We start from the raw sequence: 21,139 nt of genomic DNA, 5'->3' as shown, positions 1-21,139 counted from the left end.
TGGCCTCCGTCAGATAGGGAACAGCGGGTGGTTGAAGAAGCGCACCAGCCAGCCAGCGGCGTTGGCATCGCTCAACGCGCCGCGCCCGGCGTAGGAGATGCGCGCGTTGGCAATGCGCTGCGACGATACCGAGTTATCGCGCTCAATATCATCAGCGCGCACCAGCCCGGTGACGCGCATATACTCGTCGCCCTGGTTGAGGGTGAGCCACTTTTCACCGCGAATCGCCAGCACGCCGTTAGGCAGCACTTTATAGACCGCCACGGTGATCGCGCCGCGCAGGCTGTTTTGCTGCTGCGACGTGGCGCTGCCGTTGAAGTTACGGTTGCCGTCTACTGAACCAGAGAGCTTATCGACCGAGTGGCCGAAGGCTTCCGGCACCCCAAGGGAGACATCGTTCTTCTTGCCGAAGTTGGTCCGCGCCTGCTTGCTGGCCTGCGTGGATTCGTCCAGCTTCACGGTCAGAATGTCACCCACGCGATAGGCGCGGCGATCCTGAATCAGCGACCAGTTATAGCCACTGTTGTAGACGCCGCCGCTGCGTACTTTGGTTTCCGGCATGGCAAAATCTTCCGGCGGCGCATACGCCGCGTCGTCTTTGTGCACCAGCAATGCCGGGCTTTCACAGCCCGACAGCAACAGTGCCAGCAAAACGACTACTACCTGCTTTTTCATTGCGTTCTCTTTACTGCCCTGCCGTTACATCGACTGCGTGACAAACTTCAGCATGTCGTCTGCGGCAGAGACCATTTTGGCGTTCATTTCATAGGCGCGCTGTACGGTGATCATGTCGACCATCTCTTCAACGACCTGCACGTTTGAGCCTTCCAGCGACCCCTGCTCCAGCTGGCCAAACGCCTCTTCACCCGGCACGCCCTCTACCGCTTCACCGCTGGCGGCGGTTTCGAGATACAGGTTGCCGCCGATGGCTTCCAGGCCGGCCGGATTGACGAAATTCACCAGCGTTAGCTGGCCCAGCTCAACCGGATCGGCCTCGCCCGCAACGGTGGCAGTAATGGTGCCGTCTTTGCCAATCTGGATATCTTTGACGTTGTCCGGCAGCTCAATCTGCGGGATCAGCGGCAGGCCCTGGGCGTTGGTCAGCACGCCTTCCGGCGTTTTTTGCAGGTTGCCGGCGCGGGTATAGGCGATATCGCCGTTGGCAGTCTCGACCTGGAAAAAGCCCTGTCCGGAAATGGCAACGTCAAGGCTCTGCCCGGTGTTCTGAATGCTGCCAACGGTGAACTCTTTCTGGGTGCCGACAATCTTGACCCCGGTACCGTACTGAATACCGGTCGGGGAGACGTTGTTCTGATCGAGCTGGCCGCCCGGCGTACGCTGGTTCTGATAGAACAGATCGGCGAACATCGCACGGTCGCGTTTAAAACTGGTGGTGTTAACGTTCGCCAGGTTGTTGGAGATGGCGGTCATTTTGGCGTCCTGCGCCGCTAAACCAGTTTTACTAATCCATAAAGCGGGATTCATCTGTATTCCTTAATTCGTCTTCTTAGGTGCCGCGAATCAGGCGGTTGCCTGCGGTTGCCAAATCTTCTGCAGCCTTCATCATCTTGATCTGCGCTTCGAACTGACGGTTGAGCGCAATGCTGGAAACCATCTCACCGATAGCCGACACGTTGGCCGCCTCCAGATGTCCGGCGGCCACCGTGACGTCTTCATCACGGGGGGTGAACGCGGCGTTGCTGACCAGAAAACCGGCGTCGTTCTTACTGAGCTGGCTGGCCGGAATATTCACCAGCTTGACGCGGTCAACCTCCATCGGCGCGGCAATGTCGCCATCTTCCGGGACAATGGTGATGACCCCATCCTCGGCAATCGACACGGAAGAGAACGGCGGCAGCACGATAGGGCCATTGTCGCCCTCCAGCGGCAGGCCGCTTACCGACAACTCGCCGTCGGCGTTGACGTCAATCTGGCCGTTACGGGTGTAGACCTCACGCGGGCCGCTGCGCAGCGCAATCAGCCCGTCGCCTTTGACGGCAATGTCCAGATCGCGGCCGGTTTCCCGTACCGCGCCCGGCGCTAAATCCACGCCGCCCTGGGTAGGCTGCGCCAGATAGCGGGAGGCATACCCCTCGCCGCTGACCTGCTGGGTCAGCGCCTTATCGAGATCGCTGCGAAAGCCCTGGGTATTGACGTTTGCCAGGTTGTTAGCGTGAATCTCCTGCTGCGACAGGCTGCGCGAGGCGCCGCTGACCGCGGTGAAAAGTAGGCGATCCATCGATTACACCGCCTGGAACAGCGCGCTCATCATGCTGTCGTTGGTGCTGATAACTTTGGTGTTCGCCTGGTAGTTGCGCTGGGCGGTCATCAGCCCCACCAGCTCAGAGGTCAGGTCGACGTTGGAAGATTCCAGCGCGCCGGACACGATGGAGCCCAGCAGACCGGAACCCGGCGTGCCGGTCAGCGGTGTGCCGGAACTGGCGGTTTGCGCCCAGGTGGTGCCGTCCTGCGATTGCAGACCGTTCGGGTTGGTAAAGTTCGCCAGCACCAGCTGACCTTGCAGCAGGCGCTCACCGTTGGAGAAGGTGGCGTAAACGCTGCCGTCTTCGTCAATCGCCTGGCCGGTACGCTCGCCGGAGGCATAGCCGTCGCCTTTATTTTTACTGACCGAGAAGTCGGAGCCGTACTGCGTGGTGCCGCTGTAGCTCATGTCCAGAGTAATCGCGTCAGCGCCAGCAATATCGGCGGCCAGGGCAACCGAGCCGCTCGGGTCCGTCAGAATACCCTGGCTGTTGAACGTCAGGTTTTGCACCTGATTCACACCACCGCTGGTCACCGGCTGATCGTCCATGTAGTAGTGCACTTGCCATTCGTTCTCGCCGGTTTTGACGAAGTACTGGTTCAGCGTGTGTTCACGGCCCAGCGAATCATAAACCTGCGTGGTGTAGGAGTTGTTGTAGGAGGTATTGTCTTTATAGTCGAACGGCGAGGTGGCCGGGACTTCCGCTCGCGCATCAATATTGGCGGTAAAGTCGATGCTCTCGGTGGCTTTTGCCGGAATGGAACCGCTGCTGATGGTCAGGTTGCTGATGGAACCCACCTGCAGCGTGCCGCTGGCGTCGACCGGATAGCCCTGAAGGTACATGCCCAGGTTATTCACCAGGTTGCCGTTGCTATCGGTACCGAAGTAGCCCGCACGGGTATAGGCGGTCGTCCCCGCGCTATCGCGAACCATAAAGAAACCGTTGCCGTTAATCGCCAGATCCAGCGCGGTGCCGGTAGAGGTGATGCTGCCCCCTTTGGTGATGCTCTGGGTCACGGCAGAGACGCCCACGCCCAGCGGCTGGCTTTCGGCGTACAGCGCGGAAAACTCAGCGCGACCGGACTTAAAGCCCACGGTGCCGGAGTTGGCAATGTTGTTCGAGATAGCGTTCAGCTGTTCGGTAACGGCATTCAGACCGGAAGTTGCAATACTAAAGCTCATAATCGTTCCTGTTTAATTCGCTGCCTGATTCACTTCAGGCTGTATTTTTTGCGGTGGTGCCAAACTGGGTAATGTTGTTGTAGGCAATCTCGCCCAGACCGTTGATGTTCAGTACGGTCGAGCTGCCGTCGAGCGGAATGCGCACGTTGCTGACCACGCCGCCGACTTCAATCGGCACGTTCTCTTCGCCGGTATCGGTCACCACGCTCAGGGTGTATTTCCCCTCGCTCAGGCCCAGTTCTTCCGGGTCGATGGTAAAGTCCACCTGGCCCGCTTCCTGTTTGCCCAGCTCAATCTTGTGCTCCACGCCGGCAGAGTCTTTCACGATCACCGTCACCACGTTGGCGGCGTGCTCCAGGGTCAGACGGCCGTCGAGGACCGTTTCGCCGTCGCTTTCAATCGAGCCGGTCTGCACCATCACGTGCTGCCCGACCAGATTGCCGGTGGTGAGCGTCTGCAGGTTGTCCATCAGCACGGAGCTGTTGGCCATCAGCTGCGACATGGTTTCCATCGACTGCACCTGGGTGAGCTGCGCCAGCTGGCTGACGTACTCGGTGCCGTCAGTGGGGTTCAGCGGATCCTGATTCTGGATCTGCGCCACCAGCAGCTGCATAAACATGGTATTCATGCCGGAAGCGGTATTGCTGCTGACGACGCCGTCCGTACTGCTGGACGCGCGGCTGTCGGTGTAGGCGCTATCTACGTTCATCGTTATGCTTCTCCCAGTCGCAGCAGGCTTTGCTGCATACTTTTAACGCTGTTCAGCACGTCGACGTTGGTTTCAAAACCACGCGACGCGGACATCATGTCGGCCATCTCTTCCACCACGTTGACGTCCGGGTAGTAGACGTAACCGTCGGTGCTGGCCATCGGGTTATGTGGCTCGTAACGCTGTACCGCACTGCCGGTTTCGATAACGTCCATCACCTGCACGCGCGCGCCGGTCAGCGCGCGGCTTTGCATCAACTCATCATTTTTATAAACCGCTGCAAAAACCGGGCGGCGCGCTTTATAGGTGCCGTCTTCGGTCGCAGAGGCGGTTTCCGCGTTAGCGAGGTTACTGGCGATGGTGTTAAGACGAACGGTTTGCGCCGTCATCGCCGATCCCGACACGCGATAGATATCCGAAAAAGCCATAATCCGTGGTTACCTGCGTTGGTTTACTTACCTTCAATGGCCTGCTTGAGGCCAGTGAACTTCATGTTTAAAAAAGCCAGGCTCATCTGATAGTCCTGGGTGTTCTTCGCAAACTCTGCCTGCTCAACGTTCAGCGACACGGTGTTCCCGTCCGAAGCGGGTTGATAGGGCACGCGATACATCTCCTGCGCTGACGTCTGCTGAGAAAAACTCGACCGCGAGCGTTGCATCTCAGAGGCAAAATCAATATCTTTAGCCTGGAAGTTGGGGGTATCGACGTTTGCCAGATTGGCTGACAGCAACTCTGCTCGGGAAAGTCGAAGTGCTACAGCCTGTGGATGAACGCCCAATGCTTTGTCAAAAGTAATACTCACAATTCACACCCTCGTGAAACTAAAACCTGCTCGATCTGCGCTTTCGTATAGCAATTTTCATGCCAAGGTTTTAACTACATGATTTATAATATTTTTGTTCATTTATTTCGCGCAGGTGTGAAACGGGATTTCCGCTTCCTCGCGGGCTTTTTCCTGCTGGCGCTGGCGAGCAGTGCGCCCGCCTCCGCCGCCGAACGCCCCACCAGCGCCCGCAAGCAAATTTACGTCGCCGTCCAGCTCCACGCGGCCGACATCGTTCGCCAGGAAGCCAAACGCCGTCAGTGGCCTGAATATCAGGCGAAGATGAACCTGTTTATTCCTGCGGAAGCCTCGCAGTACGCAACCTGTCGCCAGGAACCGGCGGTTTCTCTGCCCGGCGGCGACCGTCTCGACCTCAACCGCCTGCGTTTTGACGTCCGCTGCGCCGATGCCAGCGGCTGGGATATTGCCGTCACCGTCAAACCGGATATCTATCTGCCGGTCATCGTCGCCGACAGCGCCCTCGATCGCGGCCAGGTGATCACCGCCGACCGTATCGCCATCCGCAAATTCAACATCAGCAGCACCCGCGGCGACTACCTGACCAAACCAGAAGACGTTATCGGGATGACCGTCAAACGCCGCGTGCGCGATCGCCAGCCGATTATGCTCAGCCAGTTGGATTCGCCGACGCTGGTTGACCGCGGCCAGCGGGTCATGATGGTGGCGTCACAAAACGGCGTGGAGGCCCGTACCATGGGTGAAGCCATGAAGAAGGGTCGCAAAGGCGAGATGATTAAGGTGAAAAATGAGAGCAGCGGGCGCGTGGTCAGCGCCATCGTCGCCGATATCGGCGTGGTGAACATGGTGTACGCCAGCGGGCAGTAAAAAACTTCCTCTTCCGTTTAAGTTACCGGCCCCGCAGGCCGCTCTTTACTGACAACGGCGCAGGAAGTCCTGCTTCCGCAGGGCAAGGCTCATACGCAACCACAATAAACAATCAAAACGAGGGCGAAGCGATGAAAGTTAGCGCGACACAGTACAACCTGACCACCGCAATCAATAAAGCCAGCAGCGCGGAACAAACCCGCACCGTGGCGCAGGAAGGCTCCAGCGTGACGCGCAGCGCCGCCATCGATCCCGTACTGGGCGATGCACAAACCCAGCTGAGCACGCTGCCGGAAGTGGACATGGCGCGCGTGGCCGAAATGAAAGAGGCCATCAGCAGCGGCAAAATCAGCGTTAACGTTGATGCGCTGACTGACGCAATGCAGAAGTATTTTCAGAGGTAATTTATGACTCACGCAGCCCAGCGCGTTAAAGCACTGATTCAGGACATGACCGAGGACCGCAAGCGCTACCCCGCCCTGGCCGCCCTTCTTGAGAAGCAGCGCCACCATATTGTGGCACGCGACGCCGCGTCGTTGGACGCGGTTAACGAGCAGATTATGGCGCTGTACCAGCAGCTGTCGAAAAGCAGCCAGCAGCGCTACCAGCATCTGAACGGTCTGGGCATCGATCCCAACACCGAAGGCATGAAAACGCTGATCGCCCGCCTCCCCGTCACCCATCAGCCTTCCGTTTCTGCCCTCTGGCAAGGGCTGCAGCAGCAGGCCGCCGACTGCCAGATTGCCAACGACTACAACGGCGCGTTGATGAATATGCAGCAGGAGATTCTGGGGAATGTGCTGAATGCCAGCGCGCCGGAGAATTGGCTGTACCAGCAGGGGTAGGATCGTTGTCTGGCAAATTCGCCTTGCCAGACAACGAATGCAGATCTAAAGCTGAAGCCATTCCAGCTTACGCAGCAGTTTCCTGGCACCGCGAAAGTTCAAGTGATGCGCATCGGAATAATCCTCTGGCTCAAAATCCCGATCTTCGGACATGTCGATAAAAAACACGGATTCATTATCGGCAATAGCGCTCAGGAACGCTTTCGTCTGCTGCCGCATCTCCTTATGGAACAATGCGTTGTACTGCGGAGTAAAGGGCTGAATAACGAAATAAATATGCCCTTGAGCGACGCTCACCTGCTCAACCATCTGCTGGATGATGAGCTTATTGTATTCGGCGACCCCTTCACGATCATAAAACTGGGCAAAATAGTCAGCCTCACGACGCGCCAGAGCCTGACTATAATGGGAAGTGGTAGTGATTTTTTTTTCTGGTTTTAATGAGACGTGCGGGCGTAACCCCGCAATTTCACGCTTTGCTGCCCATGCAACAATATCAATATTGAGCAAATCAACGATCGGTTCACGCGCGTAATGAAAGGCGAACCGTTTATACGCTGATTGTCGACGGTAATCATACGGAATACTATTTTCATTAAAAAAACAGGAAGCCAAATGAAAATAGCTATTGGCCCCTTTTGAGAGCTCATGAAAGAGTTCGAAAAAGCCTGTCACGATGACGAAATCTCGCACATTGCACGCAGCAATGCAGTGCTCGACCAACGTTTTATTGTACGTTGCATCACCGCTCGCAATCGATAGATTCACCGAGTTATTCAATAGCGCATCGTGCATGCCGTAATATGCAAAAGACGAACCGAGGATCGCCTTATTAAATTGAGGATGGCTGTTCAGCTTTTGCAGATTGTTATTGAGGATCCCGACCATATCAATATGCTGACGGATAACGCCGAGAAAACCGTCAAGATGACCAGCGCATGCAGCCGCCGCTTCAATGTTGATAAGCCCAAGTCCATTTTCGCTGCCCACGTGGCGCTCACCCTGATTGTCCACCAGCAGTACTGGACGAGATAACGGCGGCACAGCCAATAAGTCTTCCGCCGCGCCCTCATCGGTGTAGATAACCCGCGCACAGCGCAGGGATTCCTTATCCAGAATACCCTCTATCAGCGCCACATTTTGCCGAGTACCAACATAAACAAAATCCCATGGTCGACGTTGTACCATCCATTGCCAGAAGGTCGACAAATATTCTGAAAAAGAGATTATCTCACTATCAGTCGCCTCTTTTTCAGCGGTGATAATTAACTGCTCGATAAAATCAATCGCAGGTTTTCCCTCAGGAATACAGTGCTGGTACAGCAGAACGCATTGTTTAATGGCATCAATAACCGCATCATCCTTTTTTCTGGATAGCGTTAACGCCAGATTTTTAATTTCGATCAGGAAAGCCAGTTCATCAGCAATCGCCGGGTTTTGCCCCATCGTATTATTCACTCCAGGCATTAACGGTTCAGAAACGCGATGGCCGTATTACGCGCAATAGGTTCATTACTAAAAAAATCAACGCCATCAAAAAGGTAGTGATGGATATACTTTTTCAACCTTTCATAATCGAATGTTTTATAGAAACAATGGCCGATCGCCGTGACCGGTTTATGCAGTAATAACCCTTCAAGGCCTACCGTCGAGTTAATCGTCACAACCTCTTCAGATTGCTTGATAAGTTCAGTCGTCAGTTCATTTGATAACATAAAGCCCAGCGTTTGTTGGAGCCGCACGATATGTTGCACCTCCTCGCGCTTTGGCTCAGCCGGGTGAATCTTGACCACCACGTGGTAGCCCCTTTGTTCTGCAAGATGTAACGCATATCGAATCACATCTTCATTTTTAAAGTCGGAATACAGCCACAGCTGCGCATCAGTTGAAACCTGGAGCGGAACAAAAAGATACGGTATCCCGGTATTGAGAACCTTATGCTGAGAACTTGCCTCAATAACGTCTGCCAGCGCGTTTCCCAGAGCCTGGCGTGGCGGTCGCGACTTAAAGGTATGGTAATGCGCCATCCAGGATTGATGCATACCCTCATCCACCGCCGGGTAACGATCGAGAATCTCCGGCGTCATTGCCAGCCGGGAATGCGCGTTGGTACCTTCAGGGTCGACAAAAATCTTGTCCGGTAGATTCGCCAGCTCTACAAACTGCGTGGGGATCGACGTCATCTCACAGAATGCTTTCGCCGCTTTTGCGCCAATTCCGCAGCCACTGCACATCACAACACGCGAAATCGTTGCGGGGTCAAACTGACTAATGAACACGAAGCATGACATCAGTACTTGCCAGCACACCTCTCGTTCACCGCCACCCACAACATACTCAAAGCACTCCTCGAGCGATTTTCCAAGCCGTTTGGCCAGCCGAGGACTGGATTGTCGAAACGCCGCCTCGACGGGCGCTGAAGTGAAAATCGGAATCTGAATAACCTGACACTGAGGAAGCTGATGCTTCACGAATTCGCAGATCGGCCGATCCCGGGAAACAAAGATCGCGTCTTTTTGCTTCTGTTCCGGCAGGGCGTTAACAATACGAGAGAAGAACTGAGCGTAGTTGATCCCCTCAATCAAAAACATGACCATGGCGAACCTATCAGGTTGTTACGTTCAAAGGCGAGGACGATAGATGCCGGAATGCCCCGGCATCGTGACGCATGGCATTACAACAATGCTAAACCACAGAGCAGGCTATAGTCGGAAGAGGTTCCCTCTTCCGCCGTCAGCGGGTTCTGCTGTTGCCAGCCGCGCAGCGCGCTAACCAGCAGCGCCACGTCGTCCTGGGTCAGCTCACCCTGCTCGGCGCGAATTGCGCACAGCATTTTGATGTGGAAGAACTGGCGCGCCAGACCCAGCAGCGCTTCGCCGTAATTGGTGCAGCCTACGCCGGGGAAAATATCGCTATACAGCTGATAAATAAGAATATTGCGCAGAGTATGCGGCTGATGATTAAACAGCGTAAGCGTGGACCAGGCCGCATCCAGCATCTGCTGACGCTCTGCCAGCCGGGCAGGCTGCATGATCGACAGCTCGCTCAGCTTCAACGTCATCCCCATTTTCTCGACCATCGGCAGGTTCAGATTCAGGCGCATCGTGCCCATCGCTTTTAACGCCGCAATACGATTTTCCGCGATCGGCGGCAGCATCGCGAACTGCTGCGCCAGTACGCCTTGTTCCGCCAGCGTAGCCAGCTGCTCGCCCAGGCTCACCAGCAGCGCCGGGTCGCTTTCCCCGCAGTCATGATGCTGCTGCGCTTTGCTCAGCAGCACGCCAATGGCGTACAGGCTGACGTCCAGCGTCAACGCCGGATGCACCGCCAGGTTGATGCACTGTTGGTTAAGCACCTCGCTCCACGCGCTCAGCAGATCATCACTCTGCGGCGCAGCCTGCGCAGTGTGCAGAATGAAGGCTTCCGGGTTGAACAACATCTCTTTGGCCGCCGTTTCACAGCCGATATCCAGCGTCTCGCGCTGCTGATTTTTCAGCTTCACGCTAATGTGCGGCCACGCTTCCTCAGCCTGCTGACAGGCAGGACAGTCGCAGGGCGTTTCTCGCGCATCAAAACGCGAAACAAATTCAGGGTGATAATGTTCAATCAGTTCCATGTTCATTCTCTTTCACGGGCACGGTTTCCCGATGCTTACGGAAAAACCAGTGGGTGCAGTCAATCGGTTCGCCGGTGGCAGGATCCGAATGACGCTGTAAGAAGGCGAAACTTGGGCTAAAGCCCAGCCATAGCGATGGCTGGCTCATCAGGGTGGTCCAGCAGCTATCAAGGCTGGCAGGGTGTGTCGTCTTATCCTGATAGGCGTCCAGCAGCGTGTCGTAGTAATTCGCATTCACCGCGTAGGCGCACGCGCAGCCTGCGTTATAGATTCGCGCCACCCCTTGTAAAGACTGGGTTGGCCGGAAGCTGTCATAGCGGCCGCCGAGCAGCAGCACCTGCCAGTCCAGCTGATCCAGGCCATTAAGCAGCTTGTTGATGTTGTTGACCGCATTTTCCTTCCTGACGAACTGCAGTTCGGCATCCAGTAGCGCCACGTTCCGCCAGCCCTGCCGTTTCGCCTGCGCGATGACCTGAACGTGGGTCTGGCGTTCATCAGCCACTTTCGCCACCGGCCAGATTTGGCCGGCCTGCACGCCTAGCGCCAGCAGCGCCTCACAGCGTGAGGACAGCGCTGATGCCTGCAGTGGATCGTAAAGAACGGCCACCTTCTCAAACACCGACCAGTTCACCTGCGCATTAAGCGGCGCGGTACTCAGACGGCGATAGTGCGCCAGCAGATTGGCATCGCTGACAAAATCATCGAGCGTCAGGTCCACGGCCGTAGAGGTGTCCAGGATGTAGTCTTTGTCGTAGGTATTGCTGCTGTGCGAAATGCACAGGATGGCCCGCTGCGGATCAAGCTGCTGAACCGGCGTCGTAAACCCTTTGAGAAAACCGTCCTCTTCCGCTCGGCTGGCATCATCGTCATAGCGGTGTGTTTTCAGCAGACTACGGTGATAACCAAACGTGCCGTTCAGCGCGTGACATTGGCCGAACGGGTGCGTCAGGTAAATTTTGTCCAGATGGCTATACCAGATATAGATCTGGTCACTGCCGGAGAAGGGCGCGCGGTTGGCCTGCATCTGCGCCACCTGATAAGAAATTTTATCCGGCGCATAGTAGTCATCGTCATCAAAGCAGATGATGTATTCGCCTTTCGCCAGCGCATTGAGCCGATTGCGCTTATTGCCCAGCGTCAGGCGCGCCGGGCTGTGGATATAGCGCACGTTCGGCGTCGCCGGATCGCTCATCATCTCAACAAGATCGGCATTACTGCTTGCGGAGTCATCGAGAATAATCAGCTCGCGCCGGTCCGCCGGATAGTCCTGGTATTGCCAGATATAGAGCAGATAGGGCAGAAACTCGCGGCGGTTGTAGGTCGGGCAGACGACGCTGACAAACGGCGTTGTCTGCGGTCGCGGACGCTGCTGGCGAGCAATCAGCGCGGACATCAGGTTCGTTTTATTCGCGGTTTTCATCACAATTATCGCTGCCGTGCCGCGGCCTGCTGCTGGCGTAGCCAGCACTGGGCAGAAACCGCATCCGTCATTTTTTGCTCCCGACGGTTGAGCTCCATCCGGCGGTCGCTGCGTTTAGCATCCAGCACCAGCTCAAGGCTTTTCTCGCGCTTTGCCTCAGCCAGCAGGTTGCCCTGAATTTTATTGGCTTCAAGCGTTGCCAGCGCCTGCTCTTGTTTCTGCCAGTCGATAACACGCTGAATATTATGTTTATATTTCGACTGATTGATCATCATGACGGCGCTGTTCACGCTCTGCGACGCCAGCCCGGAGGCCAGCGAGGTCAGCGCATCTATATTCTTCTCAAAGCGTTGGCAGACCTGCTTTTGCGACGCCAGCTTCGCGCTAAGATCGTCCACCGCGCGGGTGCGCATCAGGTGAAGCTGTTCCAGCGTAGAAATCAGTTTGCTCATCGTGCATTACCCTGCTTGCGCCAGCGTGCGCAGGTCATTAATGGTGGCATCCATTAACGCTGCGTCCTGAACTTCCTGTTGTAAGAATTGCGTTATCGCCGGCGAGAGCCGCACGGCCCTGTCGGCCAGCGGGTCGGCCCCGGCCACGTAACCGCCGAGTGGAATCAACGGCTTAATACTCTGGTATTCGGCATACAGCTGCTTGAGCGTACGTGCGGCCAGCTGATGATCGCGGCTCGTGACCTGGCTCATACAGCGGCTGATAGACTGGCCAATATCGATAGCCGGGTAGTGTCCCGCCTCCGCCAGATGGCGCGAGAGAACGATATGACCGTCGAGTACCGCGCGCGCGCAGTCAACGATCGGATCCTGCTGATCGTCCCCTTCCGCCAGCACGGTATAGAGCGCCGTCATCGATCCGCGGCTTTCACTATTACCCGCGCTCTCCACCAGCCGGGGGATCATGCTGAACGCCGACGGCGGGTAGCCTTTGGTGGCCGGCGGCTCGCCGAGCGACAGCGCAATTTCACGCTGTGCCATGGCGTAGCGGGTCAATGAATCCACCAGCAGCAGCACGTCTTTGCCTTTATCGCGGTAGTAGCTGGCGATGGTGTGGCACAGCTCGGTGGCCTTAATACGCATCAGCGGCGATTCGTCCGCAGGCGCGGCAACAATCACCGACTTCGCCAGCCCTTCGGCCTGCAGGGCGTTCTCAATAAACTCTTTGACCTCACGACCGCGTTCGCCGATCAGCCCGACCACGACCACTTCAGCCTGGGTGTAGCGGGTAATCATCCCCAGCAGTACGCTTTTCCCTACGCCGCTGCCCGCCATCAGCCCCACGCGCTGGCCTTTGCCGATGGTCAGCAGGCCGTTTATCGCACGTACGCCAACGTCCAGCGGTGCTTCCACCGGCTGGCGTTTTAATGGATGCACCTGCGGTAGCTGCTGTGGCAACAGGGTGTCGCCGCCCAGCTTGCCTTTGTCGTCCAGCGGTTCGCCCAGACCGTTCACCACGCGCCCCAGCCACTGGTCGCCAATCATCACGCCTTCGCTTTTCCCGGCAGGGAACACGCGCGCACCGGCGATCAGACCGGAAGGCTGCTTAAACGGCATCAGGTAGGTGACGTCACGGTCGAAGCCGACGACCTGAGCGTCCATCATTTCTTGCTCGATGCTTTCAACATGGCACAGCTGGCCAATCGCCAGACGGCAGCCCACGCACTCCAGCAGAATGCCGTTTACCCGCACCAGACGCCCGGCAACGCGCGCCAGATCGATCTGCTCAATCGATCGCAGCGCCTGCTCGAAATCAAGGCTGCTCATGCGCGGTTTCCGGCAGCAGGTTGTCTTTTAGCACTGACATGCACTGATCGAGGCGATGCTGGCAGCCAACGTCCATCTCGGTCGTATCGGTCACCACGCGGCACTCGCCAGGTTCCAGCGCCGAATCGGCGGTCAGCCCCCATTCGCGGGCCTTTTCCGGCTCCGCTTCACTGATGCGGCGGAATTCTTCGGCGTTCAGCAGGACGCGAACCTGCTCAGGCGGCTGCGGCAGGCTGGTCACCGCCTCTTCCACCAGCGCCAGTAGCTGGGTCGGATGCAGCGCCAGTTCGCAGCGAATCACCTGCCGCGTCACTTTTTCCACCAGCTGCATCAGCTCTTCGCGACGACGCTGTTCGTAGCGGTCAAGAAACTGCTGCACGTTGGCGGTCATCTGCTCAAACGGCGCCGCGGCGTCCAGGAACTGCTGACGAGCCTGCTGTTTACCGTCGGCCAGGCCCTTACGCATCCCGTCTTCAAAGCCCAGACGTACGCCTTCCTGATAACCGTCTTCTTTGCCCTCTTCCCGTCCCTGCGCAAAGCCCTGGCTCACGCCTTCACGGAAGCCTTCCTCAAGCTGCTGCTGATATTCGGCCGGGTCCGGCGCCGCCACCGCGTTGTCTTCAAGCGGCGCATCGGGGGTCGCCCAGCGTTTACGCAGCGGCGGGAATCGATGCAGCTGCGGCTTGACGGCGGTCGATCGAGCGGCGGACAGCGGGAAGCTCCGTTTTTTGAACATGGCTTATTCCACCGTCTGCTCGGCGAACAGCTGAACCTGAATCTCGCCTTCTTCCACCAGCTGACGCAGGGTCTGCATGATCTCTTTACGCACCTGTTCGATACGGCTGACCGGCACCGGCCCCAGACGGGTGGTGGTGCTTTGCAGCAGCGTCACCTGACGTTTTGGCATAACGTTGAAAATGGCCTGACGCAGCACCGGCTCGGTGCCCTTGAGCGCAACAGCCCATTCGTCGATAGGCACCTCATCCATCAGGCGCTGCAGCGTCATCGGCGTCTGGCGGCTGAGGATGTAGAATTCGTACATTTCGTCCTGCAAATCATCCACCACGCTTTCGTCACGCTCGCGCAGCTGCTCCAGTAGCTCCTGCTGATTGCTCGGAATACGGTTGACGATGTTGGCGGCGTGCTTAATGCCTGCCACCTTCGAACCGTGCTCGGACAGCACCGCAATGCCGCGGTCTATCAGGCGGTCCAGTTCATCAATGACGTCACGGTTAACATCATCAAGCCGCGCGATGCGGTAGATGATTTCGTCCTGACGCTCTTTCGGCAGCACGCTCAGCACGCTGGCGGCAATATCCGGCGGCAGGAAGGCAAGGAACACCGCCTGCAGCTGCAGGTGCTCCTGCTCAATCAGCGCCGCCAGCTGTGGGGTATCGACCCACTGCAAGCGCGCCATGCGATAGCGGATCTCATCGCCGTAAATGCCGTTAATCACGCTGCGGGCGATTTCGCCGCCCAGCGCTTTTTCCAGAATGCTGCGCAGGTAGTAGCGCGAGGCACCGTTGATGCCGCTCTGCTCGCGATAGTCAGAGAAGAAGTTGTTCATCGCCTGACGCGCGTGGTTGACCTTTACGTCGTGCAAACGCGCCATGGTTTCGCTTAGCAGCACCACCTCTTCGCGGTTCAGCTTCTGCATCACCTGCGCCGCCGCTTCTTCACCCACGCTCATCAGCAGGATGGCCGCCTGCTCCAGGCGGCTACGGCTACCCGAACTGCTACTCCGACTTACTGTTGCTTCGGTCATTGCTGTTAATCCATTGTTTCAGAACTTCCGCTACGCGCTCAGTCTCACTCTGGGCCAGGACCTGGAGGTACTCCACTTTGGTTTCCAGGCCGGAACTTTGCGGCGGCAGCAGATCATCATTGTTATTGAAGGCCGTGCTCGGCAACCCGGTCAGGCTGTCCTGCACCACGTCAGATTCATCGGTCAGCAGGTCTTTGTCATTCTGCTCAACCTCATTGACCAGACGCTCACGACGGCCCAGACGTTGGGCCAGCGGGCGCACGCCAAACAGCAGCGTCAGCAGCGCCAGCAGGCCAATGCCGCCGTTCTGCCCCCAGTACTGCATATCCGGGTCTTTCCACCATTTCTGACTCAGCGCGCCGTCGTTCACCGGGGCGGTAAAGGCCAGTACGTCCAGCGTCAGCGCATCGCCGCGCTGTTTATCAATCCCGGCGGCGCTCTCCACCAGACGGGTAATCGCGGTCAACTGCTCAGGGGCGATATTCGCCAGCGCGGGCGCCGTTTGGTTCAGCGCCACGGCCACGCTCAGTTTCTCCAGCTTGTAGCCGGGGTGACGGATATGGCGAATATCGCGGTCGAAGGCGTACTTGCGCTGCTCCTGGCTACGGCTGGTAAGGGAACGCGGATCGCTGGTGTTGTTTGCGGCCGTCGTTGCCGCAGCCGGAGCCGCTGCACCGGCAGCCTGTGCCGCCGCGGCCTGCGGGTTCTGGTTGACGGGACGGTTGCTCAGCGAGCCGGGAATGCCAAACGCCATCTCATTGGTGGTGTTTTCCTGACTCAGCTGCTCATCGCTGACGCGCGGATCTTTACCCAAGCGCTCCTGAGTTTCTTCCACGCGGCTTAGGTCTACGGTCGGCGCCACGCTGATACGGTAGTTGCCTGCGCCCACCAATGAAGTCAGCAGGCTGGCGATATTTTTACTGGTATCTTCGCGAATGCGCTGCGTAACGTCGTCACCCAGACGCTTGCCGGCAATACTGCCATCCGGGCCGGCGACGCCGTCCGACAGCAGGTTACCCGCCTGATCGACCACCCGCACGCTACCCGCCGCCATGCCCGGCACCGAACCGGAAACCAGCTGTACAATAGAGGCGACCTGTTGTTCATCCAACTGTCGCCCATAACGCAGCTGCACCACGACCGAGGCGCTGCTATTCGGTTTATTCGTCAGGACGAACGAGCTGGACTCGCTCAGCCCAAGGTGCACGCGCGCGTGCTCTACCGGCTCCAGCGCCATAATGCTTTTCGCCAGCTCACCTTCCAGGCTGCGCTTGTAGCGCACGTTCTGGATGAACTGACTGCTGCCGAGCATTTCTTCTTTGTCCATCAGCTCGTAGCCGTCCGGCGTCGCCGCGCTGATGCCCTTTGCCGCCAGCGCCATGCGCGCCTGCGACAGTTTATTTTCGGTCACCAGCACCTGGCCGTTGTCAGGGTTAATGCGGTAGGCAATATTTTCTGCCCCCAGCACGTCCACAACCTGGGAAACGGGCACCTGTTCCTGCGCGCCGTACAGCGCGACATAGCCCTGATTGCGGTTCCACAGCGACGCAATGATGGCGATAGCCAGCACCACGCCGCCGGCAATCGCCAGCAGCTTAGGATTGTTTACGCCAGTGGGCAGAGAGATGGCAGGGAGGCGAGCTTTGATTTTGTTTAACACGGTACAGACCTTACAGCGAAATATTCATCACTTCGTCGAGCGCGCTGTTGAGCTTATTGCGCACCTGCATCATCGCCGAGAAGGCCACACTGGCTTTCTGGCTTTCGATCATCGCGCTGGCTAAATCGTCGCTCTGACCCATATCAATGGCGGTCTGTTTGGCGCCCGCGCTGTGCTGCAGGGCGTCAACGTTGTCGATGGCGTTGTTTAACACGCTGGAGAAAGAGACCGGGTTAGCGCTGGCGAACGCGCCGTTTGCGGGCGCAATCGTCTGGGCGGCGCTGGCCGAGCCGGCAGACGCCAGCATCGCCGTCTGCTGCATACGCTCCAGCAGCGCCTGTTGCGCGGTGTTAATACCTGCGGCGGCAATCTTATCCATTATTTGTTCCTTTCTGGCCTCAGGAATAACATTCGATATCAATGCCTTCATCACGCATTGACGCAAGGCGGTAGCGCAGAGCGCGCGGCGTAATACCTAAAAACTCCGCGGTTTTGGATTTATTGCCCTTATGGCGCTTAAGCAGATCGATAATGTACTGGTACTCCGCCAGGCGGCCGTGCAGCTTCACATCACGGATGGCGGAACTGCCGCTGTCCTGCTCGCGGTAAGCGGGCATCACGCCCACGGCCGGCGTTTCCGGTAGCGGCACGCGCGCTACCAGCCCAAAGTCGGCGGCTTTAATTTCATCGCCGTTGCCGAGAATCATGCCGCGCTGGATAACGTTCTCCAGCTCGCGCACATTGCCCGGCCAGTCGTAGCCCAACAGCGCATTGCGCGCATCGTCGCTCAGGCGAACCTCTCCTTTGTGGAAGGCACGGTATTTGGCGATAAAACGCTGCACCAGTGGCAGGATGTCCTGCTTACGTTCACGCAGCGGCGTAATATGGATAGGCACGACGGAAATACGGTAGAACAGATCCTGACGGAATCGTCCTTCGGCAATTTCCTGCTGTAAGTCTTTATTCGTAGAAGCAATCAGGCGAATATCCAGCGGAATACGTTTATGGCTTCCCAGACGTTCAACTTCCTGTTCCTGTAATACGCGCAGGAGTTTTGCCTGTAACGGCAGCGGCATATCGCCGATTTCGTCCAGCAGCAGCGTACCACCGTTCGCCTGTTCGAATTTTCCGGCCACGCTGGCGACCGCACCGGTAAACGCACCCTTTTCATAACCAAATAAAACAGCTTCCAGCATACTCTCTGGAATAGCGGCGCAGTTAACCCCGACGTACGGGGCTTCACTGCCGCAGGCATGCTCATGGATATATTTAGCGACACACTCTTTTCCGGTTCCTGTTTCACCGGTCACCAGCACAGACACATTATATTTAGCAACGCGTCGAGCTAATGAGATTACGCCCACGCTGGCAGGAGATGCGGCGACAAAGCCTTCCCCATGACGATCTTCACGTTCAATAATAATGCTCATTTTGGAGTACCAGTAAAAAATGACAAAAAAGATAACGCGCTAAATCTTTATTAAACGTGCGCTGTAATCACCTTGCTACATAGAAGATTAAAAGCGTTTTATAATGCTAATAAAGATTAAAGACTGCGGTATTATCACGAGGAAAGATTCCTTCCGTGAAAATATGTTGCCTAGTATACCCATCGACTAAGAATTGTCTCATTTTTAATGAATATTAAAACATTAATCTTTTAATTTCATACACTTAAAGAAGTTATTAATCAACGCAAAGGCGGAAAAATAATGGATTAATAACTGATGGATACTTGCAATAATAGTCAAGGAAAGGTCTAATTCACACCCTGAATAAAAGGCATTCGGGTTCTCGCCTCGCGATGAAGCTTCGATGTTGATGTAAAGCGTCACAACTTTCTCAAAACTCAAATGCTTCCAGGAAAAAAATTCGTGACCGTGATCAATAAATATCGCGGTGCACTCTTTTCACATCAGGTAACGTTATCAAACCGGAATAAATATGTACTCAGCTTCACATCGAATCAGAATTCATCAGCAGGATAGTCTCCCTGACCTGGTAAAACTTGATGTCAGCAAACTTGGTCGCCCATGGCATAAGCTGCCGAAATTAATGAACGACAGCTTTGACATTCTGGACGCGCGCCTGAGTATTTATTTTCTGAAGAAGCTACGTGTTAATGCCGCGTTAGAATCCATGACCTTTGCTATCGATCAGCATTATAAAAATGCACAGATATTCTCTACGCCTTATGGGAATATTGCCTTTGTAATCGACAGAATATTATTACTGAACATCCTCCATGATTATTATGGTCTGAGTAAAGACAGCAGCCATATTGAGCCGGATGAATCGTTACCGATCACCAAAACGGAAGAACGCCTGAAAAGCAAGCTGGGCCAGGAGCTGACCTCGCTGATTATTTGCAAAGAGACATTTGGTGAAGACCTGGACATTAAAGTTGATTATTCCACGGTGATTAATCAGTGGGCCTGGTGCATTACCTTCACTCTGGAAGGCTACAGCCACGGCAGCTTTAGCGTCCTGCTCGACAGCCCGCATATTGACCAGATGCTGGCGGCGCTGCGCGCGCCGGATAACAGCGCGCGCGGCGTAGAAAAAAGCGTCAGCCTGAGCCCGGCGCAGATCGAACGCCTGTTCGACAGCCTGCCGCTGAAGCTCGACGGCCGCCTTGCCAGCCTCAACCTGACCGTCGCCCAGGTTGCCGACATCAAGCCCGGCGACATTATCCCGATCGCCATTAATGACCCTTTACCGGTATTTATCGGTAAAGAGCAGATTTTTGAAGCCACTATTGCCGAAGATCGCAGCAAGCTTTTCTTATGCGATATCCATGACAAGACAATCGAGAAGCCCTATGAGTGATTTACAACAAGAACTGAGCCAATCCTTGGATCTGGACGACCTGAACCTCAGCGATATGACCCAGGATGAGATGGTTGAAGGCAATATCCGCCACGATTTGCAGCCGGAAACACGCAATACGCCGCTGACTGACGTGCGTCGCATGGCGCTGTTCAGCCGTATCCCGGTAACGCTGACGCTGGAGGTCTCCTCCGTCAATATCTCGCTGGCCGAGCTGATGGCGGTGAACAGTGACTCGGTCATTGAGCTGGATAAAATGGCCGGCGAACCGCTGGATATCAAGGTCAACGGTATTGCGTTCGGTAAAGCGGAAGTGGTGGTGCTGAATGACAAATACGGCCTGCGTATTATCGAATTCAACGCCAAAGAGCTGGGCGAGCTGACCCGATGAACCGCGCGTTTTATCCGCTGCTGCTGATTGGCCTGCTGTTCGCACAGCCCGTGCTGGCGGCGAACGGCGACATCACGCTTTTTAGCACCACGGCAAACGGCGCCGGGCAGGATTACAACGTCAAAATTGAAATCCTGATCCTGATGACCCTGCTCGGCCTGCTGCCGATCATGGTGCTGATGATGACCTGCTTCACCCGATTTATCATCGTGCTGGCGATTCTGCGCCAGGCGCTGGGATTACAGCAGAGTCCGCCGAACAAGATCCTCACCGGCATCGCGCTGGCCTTAACGCTGCTGGTGATGCGCCCGGTATGGACCACCATTTACGCCGACGCCATCGAGCCATTCCAGAATGACCAGATCACCCTCAAGCAGGCGCTGGTTAACGCCGAAGCGCCGCTGAAGCGCTACATGCTGGCGCAGACCAACAATAAGGCGATGGCGCAAATCATGACCATTGCCGGCATTGAAGGCGATGCCCGCGAGCAGGATTTGACCATCGTCACCCCGGCCTACCTGCTGAGCGAGCTGAAAACGGCCTTCCAGATTGGCTTTATGATTTACATCCCGTTCCTGGTTATCGACCTGATTGTCGCCAGTATTCTGATGGCGATGGGGATGATGATGCTGTCACCGCTGATTGTCTCATTGCCGTTTAAGCTGATGCTGTTCGTACTGTGCGACGGCTGGACGCTGATTGTCGGCACGCTGACCTCCAGCGTACAAGGATTGTAGCGATGATGAATATGGACACCGCGGGAGACATCATGGCCTCCGGCATTCACCTGGTGTTGCTGATCTCCGCCGTGGCGATTATCCCGAGCCTGTTGGTGGGTCTGTGCGTGAGTATTTTCCAGGCCACCACCCAGATTAACGAACAGACGCTGAGCTTCCTGCCGCGCCTGGTGGTCACGCTCGGCGTGCTGATTTTCGCCGGAAAATGGATGTTGACGCAGTTGGTCGATTTTACCGTCCAGATTTTCCATCAGGCGGCGGCGCTGGTCGGTTAA

Annotated in this window: 25 protein-coding genes; 7 read left to right on the top strand and 18 right to left on the bottom strand. The window is 56.4% G+C overall.

Going from position 1 to position 21,139, the window contains the following annotated elements:
* Positions 1-9 precede the first annotated feature (9 nt).
* Genes flgH through flgB form a run of 7 tightly spaced genes read right to left on the bottom strand, consistent with a single transcriptional unit; the run spans position 10 to position 4,956 of the window.
* Positions 10-675, bottom strand: coding sequence for a flagellar basal body L-ring protein FlgH (gene flgH, locus H7R58_RS00585; protein WP_106924899.1), 666 nt, complete (start codon positions 673-675; stop codon positions 10-12).
* A 24-nt stretch (positions 676-699) separates the two neighbouring features.
* Positions 700-1,485 (bottom strand): flagellar basal-body rod protein FlgG, encoded by a 786-nt coding sequence (flgG, locus tag H7R58_RS00580; protein WP_106924898.1) that lies wholly within the window; start codon positions 1,483-1,485, stop codon positions 700-702.
* Positions 1,486-1,507: 22 nt separating this feature from the next.
* The gene (locus tag H7R58_RS00575) at positions 1,508-2,239 is read right to left on the bottom strand and encodes a flagellar basal body rod protein FlgF (protein ID WP_106924897.1); all 732 of its coding nucleotides are present in this window, start codon (positions 2,237-2,239) and stop codon (positions 1,508-1,510) included.
* A 3-nt stretch (positions 2,240-2,242) separates the two neighbouring features.
* A complete protein-coding gene (gene flgE, locus H7R58_RS00570) occupies positions 2,243-3,445 on the bottom strand; it encodes a flagellar hook protein FlgE (protein ID WP_182929791.1) in 1,203 nt (400 codons plus the stop codon).
* 34 nt (positions 3,446-3,479) lie between these two features.
* The gene (gene flgD, locus H7R58_RS00565) at positions 3,480-4,154 is read right to left on the bottom strand and encodes a flagellar hook assembly protein FlgD (RefSeq protein WP_106924895.1); all 675 of its coding nucleotides are present in this window, start codon (positions 4,152-4,154) and stop codon (positions 3,480-3,482) included.
* A gap of 2 nt (positions 4,155-4,156) precedes the next feature.
* Positions 4,157-4,582 carry a flagellar basal body rod protein FlgC gene (gene flgC / locus H7R58_RS00560; protein WP_106924894.1) on the bottom strand — a complete coding sequence of 142 codons (426 nt, stop codon included), beginning with the start codon at positions 4,580-4,582 and terminating at the stop codon, positions 4,157-4,159.
* Positions 4,583-4,605: 23 nt separating this feature from the next.
* The gene (gene flgB / locus H7R58_RS00555) at positions 4,606-4,956 is read right to left on the bottom strand and encodes a flagellar basal body rod protein FlgB (protein WP_106924893.1); all 351 of its coding nucleotides are present in this window, start codon (positions 4,954-4,956) and stop codon (positions 4,606-4,608) included.
* Positions 4,957-5,034: 78 nt separating this feature from the next.
* On the opposite strand from flgB, the gene flgA reads away from it, so the two are divergent.
* The 3 genes from flgA to H7R58_RS00540 all read left to right on the top strand — a co-directional run bounded on the left by flgA (position 5,035) and on the right by H7R58_RS00540 (position 6,668).
* Positions 5,035-5,823, top strand: a complete 789-nt coding sequence (gene flgA / locus H7R58_RS00550) for a flagellar basal body P-ring formation chaperone FlgA (protein WP_182929790.1) — start codon at positions 5,035-5,037, stop codon at positions 5,821-5,823.
* Positions 5,824-5,927: 104 nt separating this feature from the next.
* Complete coding sequence (gene flgM / locus H7R58_RS00545; protein ID WP_223878915.1) at positions 5,928-6,227, top strand: flagellar biosynthesis anti-sigma factor FlgM; 300 nt, start codon at positions 5,928-5,930, stop codon at positions 6,225-6,227.
* 3 nt (positions 6,228-6,230) lie between these two features.
* Positions 6,231-6,668 (top strand): flagellar protein FlgN, encoded by a 438-nt coding sequence (locus H7R58_RS00540; protein ID WP_106924890.1) that lies wholly within the window; start codon positions 6,231-6,233, stop codon positions 6,666-6,668.
* A 45-nt stretch (positions 6,669-6,713) separates the two neighbouring features.
* Here the strand turns inward: H7R58_RS00540 and H7R58_RS00535 are convergent, their stop codons facing one another.
* From H7R58_RS00535 to H7R58_RS00485, 11 genes are all read right to left on the bottom strand, one after another.
* Positions 6,714-8,114 (bottom strand): hypothetical protein, encoded by a 1,401-nt coding sequence (locus H7R58_RS00535; RefSeq protein WP_106924889.1) that lies wholly within the window; start codon positions 8,112-8,114, stop codon positions 6,714-6,716.
* A 20-nt stretch (positions 8,115-8,134) separates the two neighbouring features.
* A complete protein-coding gene (locus tag H7R58_RS00530; protein WP_106924888.1) occupies positions 8,135-9,265 on the bottom strand; it encodes a capsular polysaccharide export protein, LipB/KpsS family in 1,131 nt (376 codons plus the stop codon).
* Positions 9,266-9,342: 77 nt separating this feature from the next.
* Positions 9,343-10,284 (bottom strand): hypothetical protein, encoded by a 942-nt coding sequence (locus H7R58_RS00525; RefSeq protein ID WP_106924887.1) that lies wholly within the window; start codon positions 10,282-10,284, stop codon positions 9,343-9,345.
* Positions 10,271-11,704: a glycosyltransferase family 2 protein gene (locus H7R58_RS00520; protein WP_223878912.1), complete on the bottom strand. Its 1,434-nt coding sequence runs from the start codon at positions 11,702-11,704 to the stop codon at positions 10,271-10,273. The genes H7R58_RS00525 and H7R58_RS00520 overlap by 14 nt, the downstream gene beginning before the upstream one ends.
* Positions 11,705-11,709: 5 nt before the next feature.
* Positions 11,710-12,156 carry a flagellar export protein FliJ gene (gene fliJ, locus H7R58_RS00515; protein ID WP_106924886.1) on the bottom strand — a complete coding sequence of 149 codons (447 nt, stop codon included), beginning with the start codon at positions 12,154-12,156 and terminating at the stop codon, positions 11,710-11,712.
* A gap of 6 nt (positions 12,157-12,162) precedes the next feature.
* A complete protein-coding gene (gene fliI / locus H7R58_RS00510) occupies positions 12,163-13,482 on the bottom strand; it encodes a flagellar protein export ATPase FliI (RefSeq protein ID WP_106924885.1) in 1,320 nt (439 codons plus the stop codon).
* On the bottom strand, positions 13,469-14,218 hold the full coding sequence (fliH, locus tag H7R58_RS00505) for a flagellar assembly protein FliH (RefSeq protein WP_106924884.1): 750 nt from the start codon (positions 14,216-14,218) through the stop codon (positions 13,469-13,471). Before fliH ends, fliI begins: the two co-directional genes overlap by 14 nt.
* 3 nt (positions 14,219-14,221) lie before the next feature.
* Positions 14,222-15,247: a flagellar motor switch protein FliG gene (locus H7R58_RS00500; protein WP_106924883.1), complete on the bottom strand. Its 1,026-nt coding sequence runs from the start codon at positions 15,245-15,247 to the stop codon at positions 14,222-14,224.
* Positions 15,219-16,907: a flagellar basal-body MS-ring/collar protein FliF gene (gene fliF / locus H7R58_RS00495; protein WP_106924882.1), complete on the bottom strand. Its 1,689-nt coding sequence runs from the start codon at positions 16,905-16,907 to the stop codon at positions 15,219-15,221. Before fliF ends, H7R58_RS00500 begins: the two co-directional genes overlap by 29 nt.
* A 10-nt stretch (positions 16,908-16,917) precedes the next feature.
* Positions 16,918-17,286, bottom strand: coding sequence for a flagellar hook-basal body complex protein FliE (locus H7R58_RS00490; protein ID WP_182934551.1), 369 nt, complete (start codon positions 17,284-17,286; stop codon positions 16,918-16,920).
* 19 nt (positions 17,287-17,305) lie between these two features.
* A complete protein-coding gene (locus H7R58_RS00485; protein WP_106924880.1) occupies positions 17,306-18,337 on the bottom strand; it encodes a sigma-54 interaction domain-containing protein in 1,032 nt (343 codons plus the stop codon).
* 514 nt (positions 18,338-18,851) lie between these two features.
* On the opposite strand from H7R58_RS00485, the gene H7R58_RS00480 reads away from it, so the two are divergent.
* The 4 genes from H7R58_RS00480 to fliQ are packed head-to-tail and all read left to right on the top strand — an operon-like array spanning position 18,852 to position 21,139.
* Positions 18,852-19,736 (top strand): FliM/FliN family flagellar motor switch protein, encoded by an 885-nt coding sequence (locus H7R58_RS00480; protein WP_106924879.1) that lies wholly within the window; start codon positions 18,852-18,854, stop codon positions 19,734-19,736.
* Entirely contained in the window at positions 19,729-20,127 is a 399-nt protein-coding gene (gene fliN, locus H7R58_RS00475; RefSeq protein ID WP_106924878.1) for a flagellar motor switch protein FliN, read from the top strand. Before H7R58_RS00480 ends, fliN begins: the two co-directional genes overlap by 8 nt.
* On the top strand, positions 20,124-20,864 hold the full coding sequence (fliP, locus tag H7R58_RS00470; protein ID WP_106924877.1) for a flagellar type III secretion system pore protein FliP: 741 nt from the start codon (positions 20,124-20,126) through the stop codon (positions 20,862-20,864). Before fliN ends, fliP begins: the two co-directional genes overlap by 4 nt.
* 2 nt (positions 20,865-20,866) lie before the next feature.
* The gene (gene fliQ / locus H7R58_RS00465) at positions 20,867-21,139 is read left to right on the top strand and encodes a flagellar biosynthesis protein FliQ (RefSeq protein WP_061280600.1); all 273 of its coding nucleotides are present in this window, start codon (positions 20,867-20,869) and stop codon (positions 21,137-21,139) included.

The organism is Klebsiella sp. WP4-W18-ESBL-05 (assembly GCF_014169075.1).
In the GTDB taxonomy this organism is placed as follows: Bacteria; Pseudomonadota; Gammaproteobacteria; order Enterobacterales; family Enterobacteriaceae; genus Kluyvera; species Kluyvera ascorbata_B.
This window is presented reverse-complemented; position numbering and strand designations above follow the sequence as displayed.